Consider the following 16801-nt stretch of genomic DNA (forward strand, 5'->3'; position numbering starts at 1 on the left):
CCGGAGAACGGCGCCGTGGCAAATGTCGAACAGGTCCAGCCCAAAAAGGGCCCATCGCTTGTCATCCAGCTCGCGATGCTTTTGGCGGTGACGGGCGCTGCCGTCGGTATGGGCTGGGTCTCCGGCGGCTATCTGAAGGGCGTCGGCGGACCGGTACCGGTGCCGGCCGCACCCGAGAACCAGTCCAACGCCGAGCAGCCGAGCCCGGCCGCCGAACATGCGCCGGGCACCGGGCCGACGCTCGTGCAGCTGGCGCCGATCACCACCAATCTGGCCGCGCCGGCCGATATCTGGATAAGGCTGGAAGCCTCGGTGGTCTACGACGCGCCGCAACCGCCGGAGCTCACCGAGAGCATTCACCAGGACCTGCTGGCCATGGTCCGCACCCTGAAGATGCATCAGATCGAAGGCGCCAGCGGCTACCAGCATTTGAAAGCCGACCTCGAGGAGCGCGCCGCGATCCGCAGCGGTGGCCATGCCAAACAGGTTCTGATCAGGACATTGCTGCTCGAATGAGAAAACTCATCCTCGCCGCCGCGATCGTCGTCGCCGCCACTTCTGTCGCCGCTGCCCAGCAGCTGGATCTCGGCGGTATCGGCAAGGCCGACGGCGCCACCGTCGGTTATATCATCCAGATGTTCGGTCTGCTCACCGTGCTGTCGGTGGCGCCGGGCCTGTTGATCATGGTGACGAGCTTCACCCGCTTCGTCATCGCCTTCTCGATCCTGCGCGCCGGCATCGGCCTGCAGTCGACACCGGCCAATCTGATCCTGATCTCGCTGTCGCTGTTCATGACCTTCTATGTCATGGCGCCGACCTTCGACCAGGCCTGGAACACCGGCGTCAAGCCGCTGATGGACAACCAGATCAGCCAGACCGCGGCGTTCGAAAAGATTTCGGACCCGTTCCGCACCTTCATGCTGCACAATGTCCGCGACAAGGATTTCGACCTGTTCGCCGATCTCGCCCGCGAACGCGGCCAGGTGGTTGCCAAGGAAACCGTCGACCTGCGCATCCTGGTGCCGGCCTTCATGATCTCCGAAATCCGCCGCGGTTTCGAGATCGGTTTCCTGATCGTGCTGCCCTTCCTCGTCATCGACCTGATCGTCGCCACCATCACCATGGCCATGGGCATGATGATGCTGCCGCCGACCGTCGTGTCGCTGCCCTTCAAGATCCTGTTCTTCGTCCTCATCGACGGCTGGAACCTGCTGGTCGGCAGCCTGGTGCGCTCCTTCACCTGACCGCCCGCGATCCTGCGTGGCGCCCGGCTAGAACTTCACGCAATATATTTCCGGTTAACCGTCCCGTTTAGCCCTTTGGTAGGGACTTGCCCGCATATTGCTCGCAGATGGCGGGTGATCGGGTCTCACGATCATTGGCATGATGCCGCTCCGTCATACCGGAAAAGCCGGTATGCAAAAAAAACCCTGTAAAAATCAAGGTACGAGTAGCCATGTCCAGTATCATGACCAACGCCGCGGCGCTGACCGCGCTGCAGAGCCTCAACAGCACCAACAAGCAGCTCGAAATGACCCAGGCCCGTATTTCCACGGGCTACCGCGTCGCCACCGCCAGCGACAACGCCGCCTACTGGTCGATCGCGACCTCGATGAAGTCCGACAACAAGGCGCTTTCGTCGGTTCAGGATTCACTCGGCCTCGGCGCCGGCAAGGTCGACACCGCCTACACCGCCATCAACGACATCAAGGACCAGGTCGACCTGATCAAGTCCAAGCTCGTCACCGCTCGCGGCGCCTCGAAGGAAGACCAGCAGAAGATCGCGACCGAAATCAACGCCATCCAGGCGCAGATCAAGTCCTCGGTGACCAACGCCAACTTCGCCGGCTCGAACCTGCTGCAGACCGACGGCGCCGCCGCCTCCGACCTGAAGATCGTCGCTTCCTACAACCGTACCGGCGCGACCGTCACCATCGACACCATCGACGTCAAGGCTTCCGATACGCAGGTCCTTGATGTCGCCGGCACGGGTGGCATCGTTGGCGGCCTGCTCGCCACGGCCTTCTTCGATCCGAGCACCACGGCGGTTACCGCCACCGCGATCGACACGGCGCTCGGCACCGTTGAAACGGCGCTTGCCAAGCTGTCCACCGGCGCTGCCTCGCTTGGCGCCGCCAAGTCGCGCATCGACACCCAGAAGAGCTTCCTGTCGAACCTGTCGGACTCGATCGACAAGGGCGTCGGCGCTCTGGTCGACGCCGACATGAACAAGGAATCGACCCGTCTGCAGGCCCTCCAGGTCCAGCAGCAGCTCGGCATCCAGGCGCTGTCGATCGCCAACGGCAACTCGCAGTCGATCCTGTCGCTCTTCCGCGGCTGATCTCTCGACTTTACGACTGACAAGATCCGATCGGGCCGCGCCAAGAGCGCGGCCCGATTTCTTTTTGTGGCTGCTGATTTTCTCTTTGAATGGCGGCTGATTTTGCTTTTGGCCAGCGCCCGGATTGGCTTGTTTTAACAGGCCATTAACCATATCCCGGTAGTCATGGTTAACCATACCATGGCGGGCAGACCAGACGGTCGATGAGCTTATGCCTACCCCCTGATGAAGTTGATCCGGCGTGTGCATGACACGCCAGTTTTGAGAAGGGGTAAATATCTTGGCAAGCATCATGACGAACGCCTCGGCGCTGACCGCGCTGCAGAGCTTGAACAACACCAACAAGCAGCTCGAAATGACCCAGTCGCGCATTTCGACCGGCTACCGCGTCGCCACCGCCAGCGACAACGCCGCCTACTGGTCGATCGCCACCACGATGAAGTCCGACAACAAGGCGCTTTCGGCCGTTCAGGACGCGCTCGGCCTCGGCGCCGGCAAGGTCGACACCGCCTACACCGCCATCACCGACATCAAGGACCAGGTCGACCTGATCAAGGCCAAGCTGGTTACCGCGCGCAGCGCCTCGAAGGACGACCAGCAGAAGATCGCGACCGAAATCAAGGCCATCCAGGACCAGATCAAGTCGTCGGTCACCAACGCTTCCTATGCCGGCTCGAACTTGCTGCAGAACGATGCTACCGCAGCATCCGACCTCAAGATCGTCGCTTCCTACAACCGCACCGGCACGACTGTCGCCATTGACACCATCGACGTCAAGGCTTCCGATACGCAGGTTCTCGACCTCCCGGGCACCGGCGGCATCGTCGGCGGCTTGCTCGCCACGACCTTCTTCGATCCAAGCACCACCCAGGTCCTGCCGGCAGCGATCGACACGGCACTCGGCGCCGTTGAAACGGCGCTGGCCAAACTGTCCACGGGTGCCGCCTATCTCGGCGCCGCCAAGTCGCGCATCGACACCCAGAAGAGCTTCCTGTCGAACCTGTCGGACTCCATTGACAAGGGCGTCGGCGCTCTGGTCGACGCGGACATGAACAAGGAATCGACGCGGCTGCAGGCACTCCAGGTCCAGCAGCAGCTCGGTATCCAGTCGCTGTCGATCGCCAACGGCAACTCGCAGTCGATCCTTGCGCTGTTCAAGCAGTAAGCGGATTTAGCTTTCCCCTTGAATGAAGGGCCGCGCCACCAGCGCGGCCCTTTCGTTTGCGGCCGTGTTTTGATGCATGTCGTTGGCCCGGAACCGCTGCACACTTCCGGGCGACATGCTCTATCATCTTCGCACAAGCTTCGCGGTCTAGTGTTCCCACGGAATATCATGCTGGGAGCGCTTGAATCGTGCCGCAACAGATCCAGAGCATCATCTCGAATCTCAGGGCATTTGGCGTCCGGCGCCTTGCCATGCTGGCCGGCATTGCCGCGCTGGTCATGGCCGTTATCGGCATTGGCTCGGTCTATCTCAACCGCCCCGCCTATGAGACGCTCTATGTCGGGCTCGATCGTTCCGACGTGAACCAGATCGGCCTGGTGCTCGGCGAAGCCGGCATCGGCTTCGACGTCGGCTCCGACGGCACGTCCGTGCTGGTGCCGGCCGGCACCACCGCGCAGGCGCGCATGCTGCTTGCCGAAAAGGGCCTGCCGACCAGCGCCAATGCCGGCTACGAACTGTTCGACAATGTCGGCGCGATGGGCCTGACCTCGTTCATGCAGCAGATTACCCGCGTGCGTGCGCTGGAAGGCGAGATCGCCCGTACCATCCAGTCGATCGCCGGCATCAAGGCGGCACGCGTCCACATCGTCATGTCCGAGCGCGCCAATTTCCGCCGCGACGAGCAGCAGCCCTCGGCCTCGGTGGTCATCCGTTATTCCGGCATCGACGCCGAAAAGAGTGCCATGTCGATCCGCCATCTCGTTGCCGCCGCCGTCCCCGGCCTGTCGGCCGACAAGGTCACCGTGCTCGATTCCAACGGCAATCTGCTGGCCGCCGGCGACGACCCCTCCAACACCAGTGCTGCCCGCACGCTCGGCGTCGAGCAGACCGTCGAGGCGCAGATCGGCGACAACATCCGCCGCGCGCTGACACCCTATCTCGGACCAGACAATTTTCGCGCCAGCGTCAAGGCCGATGTCAACACCGACACCCGTCAGACCGAAGAGACGATCTTCGATCCGGAGTCGCGCGTCGAGCGCTCGGTGCAGTCAGTGCGCGCCAACGAAAACAGCAACCAGAGGCAGGCCTCGACCCCGGCCAGCGTCGAGCAGAACCTGCCCGAGACCCAGGCGACCAGCACCGACGGCCCGCAAACGACATCGGCGAACGACCGCAAGGAGGAGATCACCAATTACGAGATCAACTCCAAGAAGATCGCTACCGTCTCCAACGGCTATTCCGTCACCAAGATGTCGATCGCCGTCGTCGTCAACCAGCAGCGGCTGATGACCATCCTCGGCAAGGACGCCACCCCCGAGCAGATCGCCAAGCGCGTCGCCGACATCCAGAAGATGGTGGCCTCGGCCACCGGCTTCGACGACAAGCGTGGCGATATCATCGATGTCTCGGCGGTCGAGTTCATCGACGGGCTGGATGGCGAGGTGATCGAACAGCCGGGTATGCTGGCGTCGATCGGCACTTATACCGGCACGCTGATCAATGCCGGCGCCTTCATCGTCGTGGTGTTCCTGGTCGCCTTCTTCGGCCTGAGGCCGATGGCCACCGCGCTGACCGCGCGGCCGACGCCCGCACTTGCCGGTCCGAGCTTCGATGATGTCCAGCGGTCGCTGCCGACACCTGAGACCACCGCCGCAGTCGAGCCGCCGCCGGTGGCCTTGCCCAGTGGCCGGCCTGCCGCCACCCCACTCGACGACCTTCGCCAGAAGATCAGGCCCGCGCCGCAAGACCGGCTCGCCCGCATGGTCGATCTCAATGAGGAGCGCACCGCGCAGATCCTGCGCAAATGGGCGGCTCAGGAAGCAGCGGTGTAGACCATGGCCTCGGCAGCGCTTTTCGACCTTTTGCCGGATTTCGGCGCACGCACCCAGCGCGCCGGCCAGCCGCCGCTCACGACCAAGGCCGAGCCACGGCCGGAAACGCCGGTGCCGCAGGCCGACATCGGCGCGCTGATCGCCGAAGCGGTCATCGATGCCGAAGCCGCCCTTGAAGCTCGCCTTGCCATCGCCCACCAGGCAGCGCTCGAGGCGCAGAACCAGGCCAACGCCGATGAAGCAAAGGCTTTTCTGGAAAGCTTCGGCAGCGATGTCGGTCTAGCCGTCGCTGCCCGTATCGACGCCATGGAGGCGAAGGTCAGCGACCTCGTCGGCGCCACCGTTGCCCGCATCATCGGCGGCATTGTCAGCGACGAGCTGCAGAAGCGCTCGCTGGAAGCCCTCGCCGGCACGATCCGCGAAGCCGTCGGCGACAGCGAGGCGGTGCGCATCGCCGTGCGCGGGCCGCTGTCAGTGTTCGAGACGCTGAAGGCATCGCTTGGCCCACGCGCGGCCAATCTCGATTTCGTCGAGGCGCCCGGCTTCGACCTCACCGTCGCCATTGACGAGGCGGTGTTCGAAACCCGCATCGCCGAATGGTCTTCCGCCTTGTCCGAGGCTTTGTCATGAGCGCCGCCGACGCCGTTGACCGCCCGCATGAGATCATCATCGTCAAGCGCCACAATGACGATCACGATGACGCCCATCATGGCGGCGTCTGGAAGATCGCCTTTGCCGATTTCATGACCGCCATGATGTGCTTCTTCCTCGTCATGTGGCTGATCAATGCCGCCAACGAGCAGACCAAGGCCGCCGTCGCCAGCTATTTCAACCCGGTCAAGCTGGTCGACCGCAACGCCAGCCGCAAGGGCCTCGAAGACCTCGGCGATGGCCCGAGCAAGGTTGGGCTGACGGCTGACGACCCGAAGGACAAGACCAGCAAAGCCGGACAGGACGGCATCGGCGGCGCCGGCACCTCGGATAAGAAGCAGCCGAAGGAATCGGCGCCGAAGACCGATCTTTCCGACGAGAATCTGTTTGCCGACCCCTATGCGGTGCTGTCGGAAATCGCCACCGACACCGGCGTCATGCAGAATGTCAGCGAGAAGGGCGATGGCGGCGCGCAGGCGTCCGGCCCCGCCACCGGCGCATCGGGCGGCCAATCCTACCGCGACCCGTTCGCGCCGGATTTCTGGTCGCAGCAGGTGGCGGCACCCGGCGCCGAAGCCACCGCCGAACGCAGCAAGATCGAAGGCGATCCGCTAAAGCCCGGCGACAAGGCTGCACAGACGCAAGTGGCGGAAGTGAAGGCCGTGCCGCCGGCGCCGCCGGTGACGGCAGCGCCGCTCGAGCCGCTGGCAAAGCCGGCATCTGACAAGCCACTGACCAAAGCTGAAGCCAAGGCAGAGGCCAAGGCTGAAGCAGCAAAGGATGCAGCTGAAAAGGCAGGGATTGCAAAGGCCGAAACCGCCGAAGCACAAACCGCACCCAAGCCCGAAGCCGCGGAAAAGGCGCCGAGTGCCGCCGCCGTCAAGGCCGCGGCACAGGTCAAGCAGGAACTGGCCGAGGCCTTCAAGCCTGGCGACAAATTGCACGACGGCGTCTCCGTCGAGGCGACCGACAAGGGCGTCGTCATCTCGATCACCGACCAGTTCGATTTCGGCATGTTCGAGATCGGCTCGGCAGTGCCGCGCCGTGAACTGGTGCTGGCGATGGAAAAGATCGGCCGCATCGTCAACGAGCAGAAGGGCACGATCAGCATCAACGGCCACACCGATGCGCGGCCGTTCCGCAGCGACACTTACGACAACTGGCGGCTGTCCACGGCGCGCGCCCATTCCGCCTATTACATGCTGGTGCGCGGCGGCGTCGAGGAGCGCCGCATCACCGAGGTCGCCGGCTTCGCCGACCGCGAGCCGAAGGTTGCGGCCGACCCGATGGCTGCCGCCAACCGCCGCATCGAGATCCTGATGGCGACCGACGGATGAGGCGCTCAGCCATCATCGGCCGCGCCATCGGCCTGCTGCTGCTGAGCGCCGTCCATTCGCCCGCAGCTTTTGCCGAGGACGGCTTGCAGCCCTATCAGCTGGTGCGCTCGCTGCAGCTGGTGCAGGACCGCATCGCCGCGGGCGACCACGCCGCGCTGCCGATGCAGGCCAAGCTGCTCGAAATGACCGACAGGAGGCTTCGCGCGGCGGACGCGCAGGACTTCAGCGACCCGAAGAATTTTCGCGCTCTGCTGGTCTATGGCATGAGCGGCGGCAATCCCGTCACCGTCGAGGTGGCGGTGTCGCGCGCCAAGACCGACCCGCAAAGCCTGGCCATCGCCAAGGGCATTATCGACTATCTGAACGGCCGCCCGGCGGCCGCGATCGAAGCGCTGAAGCCGATCGATCCGATGATGCTGCCCGCCGATCTCGGTGCCTTCCTGGCACTGGTCAAGGGCTCGCTGCTCGCCACCGAGGAACCGGCCGCAGCACTTGCGCTGCTCGACGATGCTCGCCTGCTCAGCCCCGGCACGCTGGTCGAGGAAGCAGCGCTGCGCCGCTCTGTCGGTATCGCCGCCGCGCGAGGCGATGGCGCGCGCTTCGCGCTCGCCTCGACGCAGTATGTCGAGGACTATCTCTATTCGCCCTATGCCAGCCAGTTTGCCGATGCCTTCGTGTCCGGCGTCATCACGCTCCACATGGCAATCAGCCAGGACAAGCTCGCCGACATCACCGCAATGATGGATCCCGAACGCGAGAAGGTGATCTACCTGCGCATCGCCCGCCGCGCCGCGATCGACGGCCTCGCCGACCTTTCCGCCTTTGCCTCGGCCAGGGCCGAACAGGGCCGCGACGGCATCCATAGTCAGGACGACCCGCGCGCCCAGCTCTATTCCAGCCTGTCCACGGTGACGTCGGGCACCATCGACGAGGTCCGCGCCAAGCTTGACAAGATCGATCGCAGCCAGCTTTCGCAAAGCGACCGCGACCTGCTCGACGCCGCGCAGGCCGTGGCCGGCGAAGTGATCGCGCCGCCGACGCCGCTGCCTGCCGGCAAGCCTGCGCCTGCCGCGGTCAAACAGGAACCGGTCAAGACGGCGGCTGCGGCAAACCCCGATGAGCCCGAGCTGCCGCCGGTCGAAGGCGCAATGCCGGAGCAGCCAGCCGCAGCAGCATCGGGCGAACCGGCCGCAACCGACAAGCCGAAGGCGCCAGGCGAGCCAGCTGCGCAGGCACAGAGCACGCCTCGGACAAAGGCGCCGCAAGCACCTTCTGTCGCCACCGCTGGCGATGCGGCTCCTGTCTTGCCGGCATCTGCCCCTGCAGCCGGCGCCGAGCCCGCCGATCCCACCGACGCCGCCATGGCGAGGACGCGTCACCAGCTCGATTTGATCGACCAGATGCTTGGAGCAGCCCCGAAATGACCACCAATGTTGGCCAGGCCCTGCCGGGGTTTGCGGCCGTGCACGCTGGATCGAAGCAGACCGCGCCGAACGCCAAGGGCGACGACAAAAGCTTCGGTGAACTGGTGCGCGACGGGGACGATGCGCCGACGCAGAAAGGCCAGGGTGCAACTGAGGCCGCGCCGCACGAGCCACGCTGGACACGACGCAGCGCGGCCGGTCCCGTCAAGGGCGAGAGTGCACACGCGGAGACGGGCAAGATGGCTCCCGTCGGGAAAGTCGCAAAGGACCATGTCGACGGCGGCCCGGACAAGACATCCGCTGACGCCGAGGCGGATGGACAAGAGGCAGGCACGGTACCGCTGCAGGACCATCTGCCATTGCTGATAGCGTTGCATGATATCAGCCGTTTCTCGGCGGCCAGAGCGAGCGGGAACGGGCCTGCTACGAATGAACAGACTGAACAACCGGCGCTCGACGGCGAGACCGCTTCTGCGCAGACGCCGCCTCTGTCGTTGAAGAAATTCCGCACGGCATCCGGCCCCGACAACAGCCTCGACACGACGCCGCGGCCCGAACGGGCAAAGGCCGGCGCCGACATTTCCGAACAGGATCCGAGGCAAAAGCTGGATGCGATCGGACCCCAGTCCGGCAAGCTGCCGCACCAGGATAGCGCGACGCCAACTCTGCCGGCGGACGGGCCGGCAAGCGAGAGTTCCGCGACCGCCGCAAAGCGGTCGGCGATGTCGACAAAGGGCGTCGATGGAGCCCAGTCAACCGCGACGTCCACATCCGGAAAACAGGCGCCGTCCGCCGGGCGCGTCGACATTGTCGCCGAGCAGAGTTTCCCGGCACCGGCGCAAAGCCCGATGAACCAGACGACGTCGGCTCTGATCGACGCGCTCGCTTCGGACAACGGCCTGCGGCAAGCGGTTTCGACGCCGTCGACGACCGCCCAGACGGCCGGTTCTGTTGCCGTTCCGACACATATATTGAAGATCGAGCTTCACCCCGCCGAACTCGGCATGGTCACTGCCAGTCTCAGGCTCGCCGGGGAACAACTTTCGATAGAATTGAAGCCCGAAACCCACGAGGCTTACCGCCGCCTCGCCACCGACAGCGATGCCATCGTCAAGTCGTTGCGTGGGCTCGGCTTCGATGTCGACAAGGTCACCATTCTGCAACCCTCGGTCGCAGTCAACGCTCCGGCGCGCAGCGATGCAGCGAACTCCCAGCCGATGCCGCAAGGCCGCGATCAGTCTGCTTTTCAGCCTGGGAACTCGAGCGGCAACAATGCGGGTTCGGGCGGCCAACAGTCGGGAAGAAACCGCAATGACGATGCCCAGGAATTCGGCCGCCCTGGCGTGCCTGCTCGCGAGCGCGCTGGCGACGATATGTTCATCTAGCCTCATGATCGGCCCGGCCAACGCCGCCACCAACCCTTGCGAGCCCGAGATCCTGCGCGCCGCCGATCGCTATGGCGTGCCGGCCGGCATCCTCTATGCCGTAGGACTGACCGAGACCGGCAAGAAGGGCAGCCTTCAGCCTAATGCCTTGAATATAGAAGGAAAAGCGGTATTTCCGAGAAGCCGTAGCGAGGCTTTGGCGACCTTCGAAGCAGCCCGGGGCGAGGGCAAGACGCTCATCGACCTCGGCTGCATGCAAATCAACCATCACTATCACGCATCGCATTTTCGCAGCGTCGACGACATGCTCGACCCGCGCCAGAATGTCGACTACGCGGCGCGCTTCCTGGCCAGCCTGCATGCCCGTCATGTCAGTTGGTCGATGGCTGTCGCCCGCTATCACGCCGGCCCCGACAACGATCCCGCGCAGAAGTTCTATGTCTGCCGCGTCATCGCCAACATGGTCGCCACCGGCTTCGGCAAATGGACGCCGAACGCCCGCACCTTCTGCAACCCATAGACGCATCCGCCTTTCGGAAATATGTGCAAGCCGCGAGCCCGCGGATGGCCCGGCACGTCACGGTGTCGGCGGCCAACGATACGACTTCGTGGTTGCCGTTATTTCGAAACCCGAAATAACTCCCAAGAAAATAGCTACAAGAAATGATGGTTGTTCAGGATTCCCGGCACCGGCTACGCCTCTTCCCACGGGGCAGATGATCTGATTCGGAGGCGGGGCCGATGATTGTAATCGTTGACGAGCGTGAGCTCGTAACTGAGGGGTATAATTCACTTTTCGATCGCGAGGGGGTCGCCTGTGCGGGCTTCGCACCTGGCGAATTCGGCGAGTGGGTGACATCGGCTGCCGACACCGATTTGAAGTCGGTCCGCGCCTTCCTCATCGGCGACTGCCGCGAAGGCGCCATCTCGCCACGCCAGATCCGCGACCGCACCGGCGCTCCGGTCATCGCGCTCAGCGAACAGCACTCGCTCGAAAATACGCTGCGGCTGTTCGAAAGCGGCGTCGACGACGTCATCCGCAAGCCGGTCCACATCAGAGAGATCCTGGCCCGTATCACCGCCATCCGCCGCCGCGCCCATGAGGACGTCAGCTACACCGAGATCGGCGCCATGCGCATCTTCATGGACGGGCGCGATCCCGAGATCGATGGCCAGCCGCTGCCTCTGCCGCGCCGCGAACGCCGCATCCTCGAATATCTGGCGAGCAACCGCGGACGCCGTGTCACCAAGACCCAGGTCTTCAACGCCATCTACGGCATCTTCGACGAAGAGGTCGAGGAGAATGTGGTCGAGAGCCACATCAGCAAGTTGCGCAAGAAACTGCGCGAGAAGCTCGGCCAGGATCCGATCGATTCCAAGCGCTTCCTCGGCTACCGGCTGGTGTTCTGATGGCGGTCTGCGCCAGCCTCGCGCAAGACAGAAATCATACCCTCGCGACCACAGACATGGGCATTGAGGAGACGTTTCGATGAGCCTTTACGGAATGATGCGGACCGGCGTTTCCGGGATGAACGCACAGGCCAACCGCCTGTCGACGACAGCCGACAACATCGCCAATTCCGACACCACCGGCTACAAGCGATCCTCGGCCGAGTTTTCGACGCTGATCATGCCGCAGGTCGGCGGCGCCTATAATTCCGGCGGCGTCAACACCACGATCCGCTCGGCGGTCAGCGCCCAGGGCGTGCTGCAGTACACGACCTCGGTTTCCGACCTTGCGGTCAACGGCAATGGCTTCTTCGTCGTCCAGGACCCCAGCGGAACGCCTTTCCTCACCCGCGCCGGCGCTTTCGTTCCCGACGCCCAGGGCAGGCTGGTCAACGCCGCCGGCTACCAGTTGATGGCCTACAGCTACGCCAACGGCACACCTGCCGCCACCGCCAACGGTTTCGAAGGGCTGGTTCCTGTCGAGATTTCCGACCAGGAAATGACGGCGACGCCCAGCACCACGGGTAACTTCAACGCCAATCTGCCCGCGGGCGCCACCCCGCCCGCCGGTCCGCTGCCGTCCACCAACAGCGCGACGGCAGAGTACACGTCGAAATCCTCGATCGTCACCTATGACAATCTCGGCAACAAGAAGCTGCTCGACGTCTATTTCACCAACACCGGCACCGGCACCTGGTCGGTTTCGGTGTTCGACCAGTCCAAGGCGACGCCCGGCACGTCCTTCCCCTATACGGGCGGTGCGCTGGCCTCGGCCAACCTGACGTTCGACACCACCACCGGCAAACTCACCGGCGCCGTCGACTCAATTACGATACCCGTACCGGGCGGTGCGTCGCTCGATCTCGATCTGTCCAAGCTGACCCAGCTCGGCACTGGCTTCACTGTCTCCGAAGCGAAGGTCAACGGCAACGCTCCAAGCACGATCGAAAAGATCCAGATCGGCGAGGACGGCGTCATCTACGCCCAGTATCAGGACGGTTCGACCAAGCCGCTGTTCAAGATCCCGTTGGCCGACGTCCAGAGCGCCGACAACCTCACCGCACTGCCTGGCAACGTCTATGCGCAATCCACCGACTCCGGCACCGTGCGCATCGGCTTTGCCAATGAAGGCAAGCTCGGCAGCATCATCTCCGGCGCGCTGGAAAATTCCAACGTCGATATCGCCGAGGAACTGACCAACATGATCGCGGCGCAGCGCAGCTACACCGCAAACTCGAAAGTATTCCAGACCGGTTCCGACCTCATGGACGTCCTTGTCAACCTGAAGAGATAAACGACGGGCGCTAGTGGGATGAACCCAAACCGGAGCAGCGCGGTGCGCGGATTTCGAATTCAAGGCCACACCGGCAAACCGGCTGGTGTGGTTTGGAATTGGAGGTTTCCGAACGCTGACGCCGCCGACAGGGCAGAAACGTCATCCCCTCCCCACTGGCCTCGTGAAAGACCCGCATGTCGCTGACTTCCGCATTGACCATAGCCCAACAGTCGCTTCAGACCACGTCGAAGCAGACCAGCGTCCTTTCCCGTAACATTGCCGACGCTAGCAACCCCGACTACGCCCGCCGCACGGCGGTCGTCGTCAGCAGCGCGCCCGGCGCCCGTTCGGTGGAAATCCAGCGCGCCGCCAACGCCCTGCTGTTTCGCCAGAACCTCAGCGCGCAATCGGCCTGGAGCGGCCAGAGCACGCTTTACAGCGGCATTGACCGCCTCGCCGTTGCCGTCAACGGCGTCGACAACGCCTCCTCTGCCTCGACCGCGATCGGCAATCTGCAGAACGCGCTGCAGCTTTACGCCTCCACTCCATCCAATCAGAACCTCGGTTCCAGCGTCATCGACGCGGCCCAGCAGGTGGTGCGCGCGCTGAACGACGGCACCGACGCGATCCAGGATTTCCGCACCCAGGCCGATGGGGAGATATCAACGGCCGTCGACGATCTCAAATCGCTGCTCAGCCAATTCCAGGACGCCAACAAGGCGGTCATCTCCGCAACCCGTTCGGGCACTGACGCGTCCGACGCGCTCGACCAGCGCGACGCCCTGCTGAAGAAGATCGCTGACTATGTGCCGGTGTCGACGTTCACACGCGGCGACAACGACATGGTCATCACCACCAAGGACGGCACGACGCTGTTCGAGACCATTCCGCGCTCGGTCAGTTTCACGCCGTCGGCGGGCTACACCGCCGGCACGCCCGGCAACACCATCTATATCGACAATGTGCCTGTCAGCGCCGGCACCGGCGGCAACGCCAGCGCCGACGGCAAGCTCGCAGGCTTGATCACCTTGCGTGACGGCGTCGCCGCGACCATGCAGAGCCAGCTCGACGAGGTCGCGCGCGGGCTCATCACCGCCTTTGCCGAGACAGCTCCTTCGCAGCCCGACCGAACCGGCCTGTTCACCTGGTCCGGCGCGCCCGCCATCCCGGCAGCCGGCACGCTGATCGACGGCCTTGCCGGATCGATCAAAGTCAACGCCGCAATGGATCCGAGCGTCGGCGGCAATCCGGTTCTGCTGCGCGACGGTGGCGCCAATGGCGCCGCCTATGTCGCCAACACGGCCGGCAACGCCTCCTATTCGCAGCTTTTGATCGGCTATGGCGACAAGCTCGACAAGCCGATGCCTTTCGACCCTTCGGCCGGCATCACCGTCACCTCCAGCGTGTCCGACTACGCCGCCAATGCCATTGGCTGGTTCGAAGGCCAGCGCCAGCAGGCCTCGACCAACGCCGACGCCAAGGAAGCGCTGGCATCGCGCACCGCCGAGGCTTTGTCCAACGACACCGGCGTCAATGTCGACCAGGAAATGTCGCTGCTGCTCGACCTCGAACACACCTATCAGGCCTCGGCGCGCATGATGAAAACCGTCGACGACATGCTGTCGTCCCTGCTCGATGCCGTGGGATAAGCCATGAAAGCCACATCCGTCTCCTCAGCCGCCCTCTCCAACGCCGCGCGCTATCAGCAGATGCGCATGCAGGCCGAACTGGTCAAAGCCACCAAGGAATCGACGACCGGCACCGTCGCCGATGTCGGCCTGGCGCTCGGCGCGCGCACCTCGCAGGCGGTGACCTTCTCGCGCGATCTCGACCGGTTGAACGTCATCATCGATTCCAATTCGCTGGTCACCGCCCGGCTGTCCTCGACGCAGGATGCGCTTGGCCAGCTTTCCGACACGGCACAGAATTTGCTGACCGCGTTGACCGCCGCCGGCAATTCCTCGAGCACCATCACACAGCAAGCCGGCAAGGCCGCCGTGCAGCAGATGACCTCGATCCTCAACGCCAGCGTCAACGGCGAATATCTGTTTGCCGGCACCAATACCGACGTCAAGCCGATCGACGATTTCACCGCCACCGGCTCACCCGCCAAGGCGGCGTTCGACGCTTCCTTCTTGTCCTATTTCGGCTTTACCCAGAACGATCCGCTCGCCGCCAACATCACCGCCGCCCAGATGGACAGCTTCATCACCAGCAATGTCGTGCCGCAATTCATGGGTGCGGGCTGGCAGGCCAACTGGTCGAACGCCACCGACCAGCAGATCGTCAGCCGCATTTCGCTGGGCGAGACCACCCAGACCTCGGCCAGCGCCAATGACGACAGCATCCGCAAACTTGCCATGGCTTCCGCCATGGTCACAAGCCTGCTCTCCGGCAACATCAGCCAGGCCGCGAAGACCACCGTTGTCGGCCGCGCCCAGGCGATGGTCGGCGAGGCGCTGGGCGGGCTAGGCCAGCTGCAGGCCGAGACCGGCCTTGCCGAAAAACGTGTGTCCGACGCCAGCGATCGCATGAAGACGCAGGTCGATCTCTTCGAACGGCATATCCTCGATCTGGAAGGCGTCGATCCGGCCGAGGCCGCCACCCGCGTCGCGGATCTGACGCAGCATATCGAAACGTCCTTCGCGCTGACCGCGCGCCTGCAGCAGATGAGCCTGCTGAACTACCTGACCTGACAATCTCAACCGCAACGGTAGAGCCAAACGATGTACCAATTCTCCTACGCCGATATCCAGACCGACTCCGTCACCGACGCCAAGGATCGCGAGCGGCAGCTTTTGACCCGCTCGATCGAAATGCTGTCGGCGGCGGCGGCTGTCGGCCACACTTCGATGGAAGCGGTCGAGGCACTGCACTTCACCAACCGGGTCTGGACCACCTTCGTCGAGGATCTCGGCTCCAGCGACAATGTCCTGCCCAAGGAACTGCGCGCCAACCTCATCTCCATCGGCCTGTGGCTGCTGCGCGAAGCCGAGGACATCCGCCAGGGCCGCACCGAAAATTTCGAGGGCCTGATCGAAGTGTCCCAGATCATCCGGGACGGCATTCAATGACCAACACGCTGAAGATATCGCTGAAGCCGAACGAGAAGATCTACATCAACGGCGCCGTCATCCGCGTCGACCGCAAGGTCACCGTCGAGCTGATGAACGACGTGCAGTTTTTGCTCGAGAACCATGTCATCCAGGCCGAAGAGGCCTCGACACCGCTGAAGCAGCTCTACTTCATCCTGCAGGTCATGCTGATGAACCCGGCCGGCGCCGTCGAGGCGCGCGCCATGTTCCGTCGCTCGCTCCCTCTGCTTTTGGCAAGCTTCGAGGACGAGCAGATCGGCAGCGCGCTGAAGCAGATCGACCGCATGGTCGGCGAAGACCATATCTATGAAGCGCTGAAGGCGATCCGTGCGCTTTATCCGCTCGAGCGCCGCGCGCTTGGCGGCAATGACGATGTTCAGGGCGCGAAGCGCCCGCTGGCCGTGGGAGCACAATACTGATGAATGTGGACATGACGACGACAATCCCGACGGGCGCCAACCAGGGCACCCAGCAGACGTCGAAGACAGCGGTCGACTACCAGTCGTTCCTGAAGCTGCTGATCGCCGAGATGAAGAACCAGGATCCGACGAAACCGATGGATTCGACGCAGTATGTCGCCCAGCTCGCCACCTTCTCGCAGGTCGAGCAATCGGTGCAGACCAACACCAAGCTCGAACAGATCATGCAGTCCTCGGCGCTGTCGCAGGCGGACGCCCTGATCGGCCGTTCGATCACCTCCGCCGACGGCAAGACGACGGGCGTCGTGGCCTCCGTCAAGCTTGCCAGCAACGGCCTGATCGCGGTACTCCAGAACGGCACCGAAGTGCCGGTCGGGGCGGGCGTTTCGATAAAGCCGGCCAGCTAGACCGGTTTCGTAGAGGCGCA

Annotated in this window: 17 protein-coding genes; all 17 read left to right on the forward strand. The window is 63.9% G+C overall.

Annotation, left to right across the window (positions count from 1 at the left end):
* The first annotated feature begins 15 nt into the window (after window positions 1-15).
* The 17 genes from FJV77_RS06145 (at window position 16) to flgD (ending at window position 16781) form a co-directional block, all read left to right on the forward strand.
* Window positions 16-516 (forward strand): flagellar basal body-associated FliL family protein, encoded by a 501-nt coding sequence (locus tag FJV77_RS06145; RefSeq protein ID WP_142865962.1) that lies wholly within the window; start codon window positions 16-18, stop codon window positions 514-516.
* On the forward strand, window positions 513-1244 hold the full coding sequence (fliP, locus tag FJV77_RS06150; RefSeq protein ID WP_142865963.1) for a flagellar type III secretion system pore protein FliP: 732 nt from the start codon (window positions 513-515) through the stop codon (window positions 1242-1244). Before FJV77_RS06145 ends, fliP begins: the two co-directional genes overlap by 4 nt.
* A 212-nt stretch (window positions 1245-1456) precedes the next feature.
* Complete coding sequence (locus FJV77_RS06155) at window positions 1457-2341, forward strand: flagellin (protein WP_142865964.1); 885 nt, start codon at window positions 1457-1459, stop codon at window positions 2339-2341.
* Window positions 2342-2621: 280 nt separating this feature from the next.
* Window positions 2622-3506 (forward strand): flagellin, encoded by an 885-nt coding sequence (locus FJV77_RS06160; RefSeq protein ID WP_142865965.1) that lies wholly within the window; start codon window positions 2622-2624, stop codon window positions 3504-3506.
* A gap of 188 nt (window positions 3507-3694) precedes the next feature.
* Window positions 3695-5338 (forward strand): flagellar basal-body MS-ring/collar protein FliF, encoded by a 1644-nt coding sequence (gene fliF, locus FJV77_RS06165; protein WP_142865966.1) that lies wholly within the window; start codon window positions 3695-3697, stop codon window positions 5336-5338.
* A gap of 3 nt (window positions 5339-5341) precedes the next feature.
* Window positions 5342-5968: a hypothetical protein gene (locus tag FJV77_RS06170; RefSeq protein ID WP_142865967.1), complete on the forward strand. Its 627-nt coding sequence runs from the start codon at window positions 5342-5344 to the stop codon at window positions 5966-5968.
* Window positions 5965-7326, forward strand: a complete 1362-nt coding sequence (locus tag FJV77_RS06175) for a MotB family protein (RefSeq protein WP_142865968.1) — start codon at window positions 5965-5967, stop codon at window positions 7324-7326. Before FJV77_RS06170 ends, FJV77_RS06175 begins: the two co-directional genes overlap by 4 nt.
* Window positions 7323-8750: a chemotaxis protein MotC gene (locus tag FJV77_RS06180; protein WP_142865969.1), complete on the forward strand. Its 1428-nt coding sequence runs from the start codon at window positions 7323-7325 to the stop codon at window positions 8748-8750. The genes FJV77_RS06175 and FJV77_RS06180 overlap by 4 nt, the downstream gene beginning before the upstream one ends.
* Window positions 8747-10135 (forward strand): flagellar hook-length control protein FliK, encoded by a 1389-nt coding sequence (locus tag FJV77_RS06185; RefSeq protein WP_142865970.1) that lies wholly within the window; start codon window positions 8747-8749, stop codon window positions 10133-10135. The genes FJV77_RS06180 and FJV77_RS06185 overlap by 4 nt, the downstream gene beginning before the upstream one ends.
* 4 nt (window positions 10136-10139) lie before the next feature.
* The gene (locus tag FJV77_RS06190; RefSeq protein WP_185970209.1) at window positions 10140-10655 is read left to right on the forward strand and encodes a transglycosylase SLT domain-containing protein; all 516 of its coding nucleotides are present in this window, start codon (window positions 10140-10142) and stop codon (window positions 10653-10655) included.
* A 221-nt stretch (window positions 10656-10876) separates the two neighbouring features.
* Entirely contained in the window at window positions 10877-11545 is a 669-nt protein-coding gene (locus FJV77_RS06195) for a response regulator transcription factor (RefSeq protein WP_112559323.1), read from the forward strand.
* A 79-nt stretch (window positions 11546-11624) separates the two neighbouring features.
* The gene (locus FJV77_RS06200; protein ID WP_142865971.1) at window positions 11625-12878 is read left to right on the forward strand and encodes a flagellar hook protein FlgE; all 1254 of its coding nucleotides are present in this window, start codon (window positions 11625-11627) and stop codon (window positions 12876-12878) included.
* Window positions 12879-13054: 176 nt separating this feature from the next.
* A complete protein-coding gene (gene flgK / locus FJV77_RS06205; protein WP_142865972.1) occupies window positions 13055-14509 on the forward strand; it encodes a flagellar hook-associated protein FlgK in 1455 nt (484 codons plus the stop codon).
* Window positions 14510-14512: 3 nt separating this feature from the next.
* Window positions 14513-15556, forward strand: coding sequence for a flagellar hook-associated family protein (locus tag FJV77_RS06210; protein WP_142865973.1), 1044 nt, complete (start codon window positions 14513-14515; stop codon window positions 15554-15556).
* Window positions 15557-15586: 30 nt separating this feature from the next.
* Window positions 15587-15934 (forward strand): flagellar biosynthesis regulator FlaF, encoded by a 348-nt coding sequence (gene flaF / locus FJV77_RS06215; protein WP_142865974.1) that lies wholly within the window; start codon window positions 15587-15589, stop codon window positions 15932-15934.
* On the forward strand, window positions 15931-16374 hold the full coding sequence (gene flbT, locus FJV77_RS06220; protein WP_142865975.1) for a flagellar biosynthesis repressor FlbT: 444 nt from the start codon (window positions 15931-15933) through the stop codon (window positions 16372-16374). Before flaF ends, flbT begins: the two co-directional genes overlap by 4 nt.
* Window positions 16374-16781, forward strand: coding sequence for a flagellar hook assembly protein FlgD (gene flgD / locus FJV77_RS06225; protein WP_142865976.1), 408 nt, complete (start codon window positions 16374-16376; stop codon window positions 16779-16781). Before flbT ends, flgD begins: the two co-directional genes overlap by 1 nt.
* Window positions 16782-16801: the final 20 nt, after the last annotated feature.

The organism is Mesorhizobium sp. WSM4306, from assembly GCF_007003975.1.
GTDB lineage: Bacteria > Pseudomonadota > Alphaproteobacteria > Rhizobiales > Rhizobiaceae > Mesorhizobium.

Excerpts from the sequence above, each read along its gene's own strand:
- flgK (WP_142865972.1), top strand. The coding sequence starts at position 13,055 with ATGTCGCTGACTTCCGCATTGACCATAGCCCAACAGTCGCTTCAGACC.
- FJV77_RS06155 (WP_142865964.1), top strand. The coding sequence starts at position 1,457 with ATGTCCAGTATCATGACCAACGCCGCGGCGCTGACCGCGCTGCAGAGC.
- fliP (WP_142865963.1), top strand. The coding sequence starts at position 513 with ATGAGAAAACTCATCCTCGCCGCCGCGATCGTCGTCGCCGCCACTTCT.
- flgD (WP_142865976.1), top strand. The coding sequence starts at position 16,374 with ATGAATGTGGACATGACGACGACAATCCCGACGGGCGCCAACCAGGGC.
- FJV77_RS06190 (WP_185970209.1), top strand. The coding sequence starts at position 10,140 with ATGATCGGCCCGGCCAACGCCGCCACCAACCCTTGCGAGCCCGAGATC.
- flaF (WP_142865974.1), top strand. The coding sequence starts at position 15,587 with ATGTACCAATTCTCCTACGCCGATATCCAGACCGACTCCGTCACCGAC.
- FJV77_RS06170 (WP_142865967.1), top strand. The coding sequence starts at position 5,342 with ATGGCCTCGGCAGCGCTTTTCGACCTTTTGCCGGATTTCGGCGCACGC.
- FJV77_RS06175 (WP_142865968.1), top strand. The coding sequence starts at position 5,965 with ATGAGCGCCGCCGACGCCGTTGACCGCCCGCATGAGATCATCATCGTC.
- FJV77_RS06185 (WP_142865970.1), top strand. The coding sequence starts at position 8,747 with ATGACCACCAATGTTGGCCAGGCCCTGCCGGGGTTTGCGGCCGTGCAC.
- FJV77_RS06180 (WP_142865969.1), top strand. The coding sequence starts at position 7,323 with ATGAGGCGCTCAGCCATCATCGGCCGCGCCATCGGCCTGCTGCTGCTG.
- FJV77_RS06200 (WP_142865971.1), top strand. The coding sequence starts at position 11,625 with ATGAGCCTTTACGGAATGATGCGGACCGGCGTTTCCGGGATGAACGCA.
- FJV77_RS06210 (WP_142865973.1), top strand. The coding sequence starts at position 14,513 with ATGAAAGCCACATCCGTCTCCTCAGCCGCCCTCTCCAACGCCGCGCGC.
- flbT (WP_142865975.1), top strand. The coding sequence starts at position 15,931 with ATGACCAACACGCTGAAGATATCGCTGAAGCCGAACGAGAAGATCTAC.
- FJV77_RS06195 (WP_112559323.1), top strand. The coding sequence starts at position 10,877 with ATGATTGTAATCGTTGACGAGCGTGAGCTCGTAACTGAGGGGTATAAT.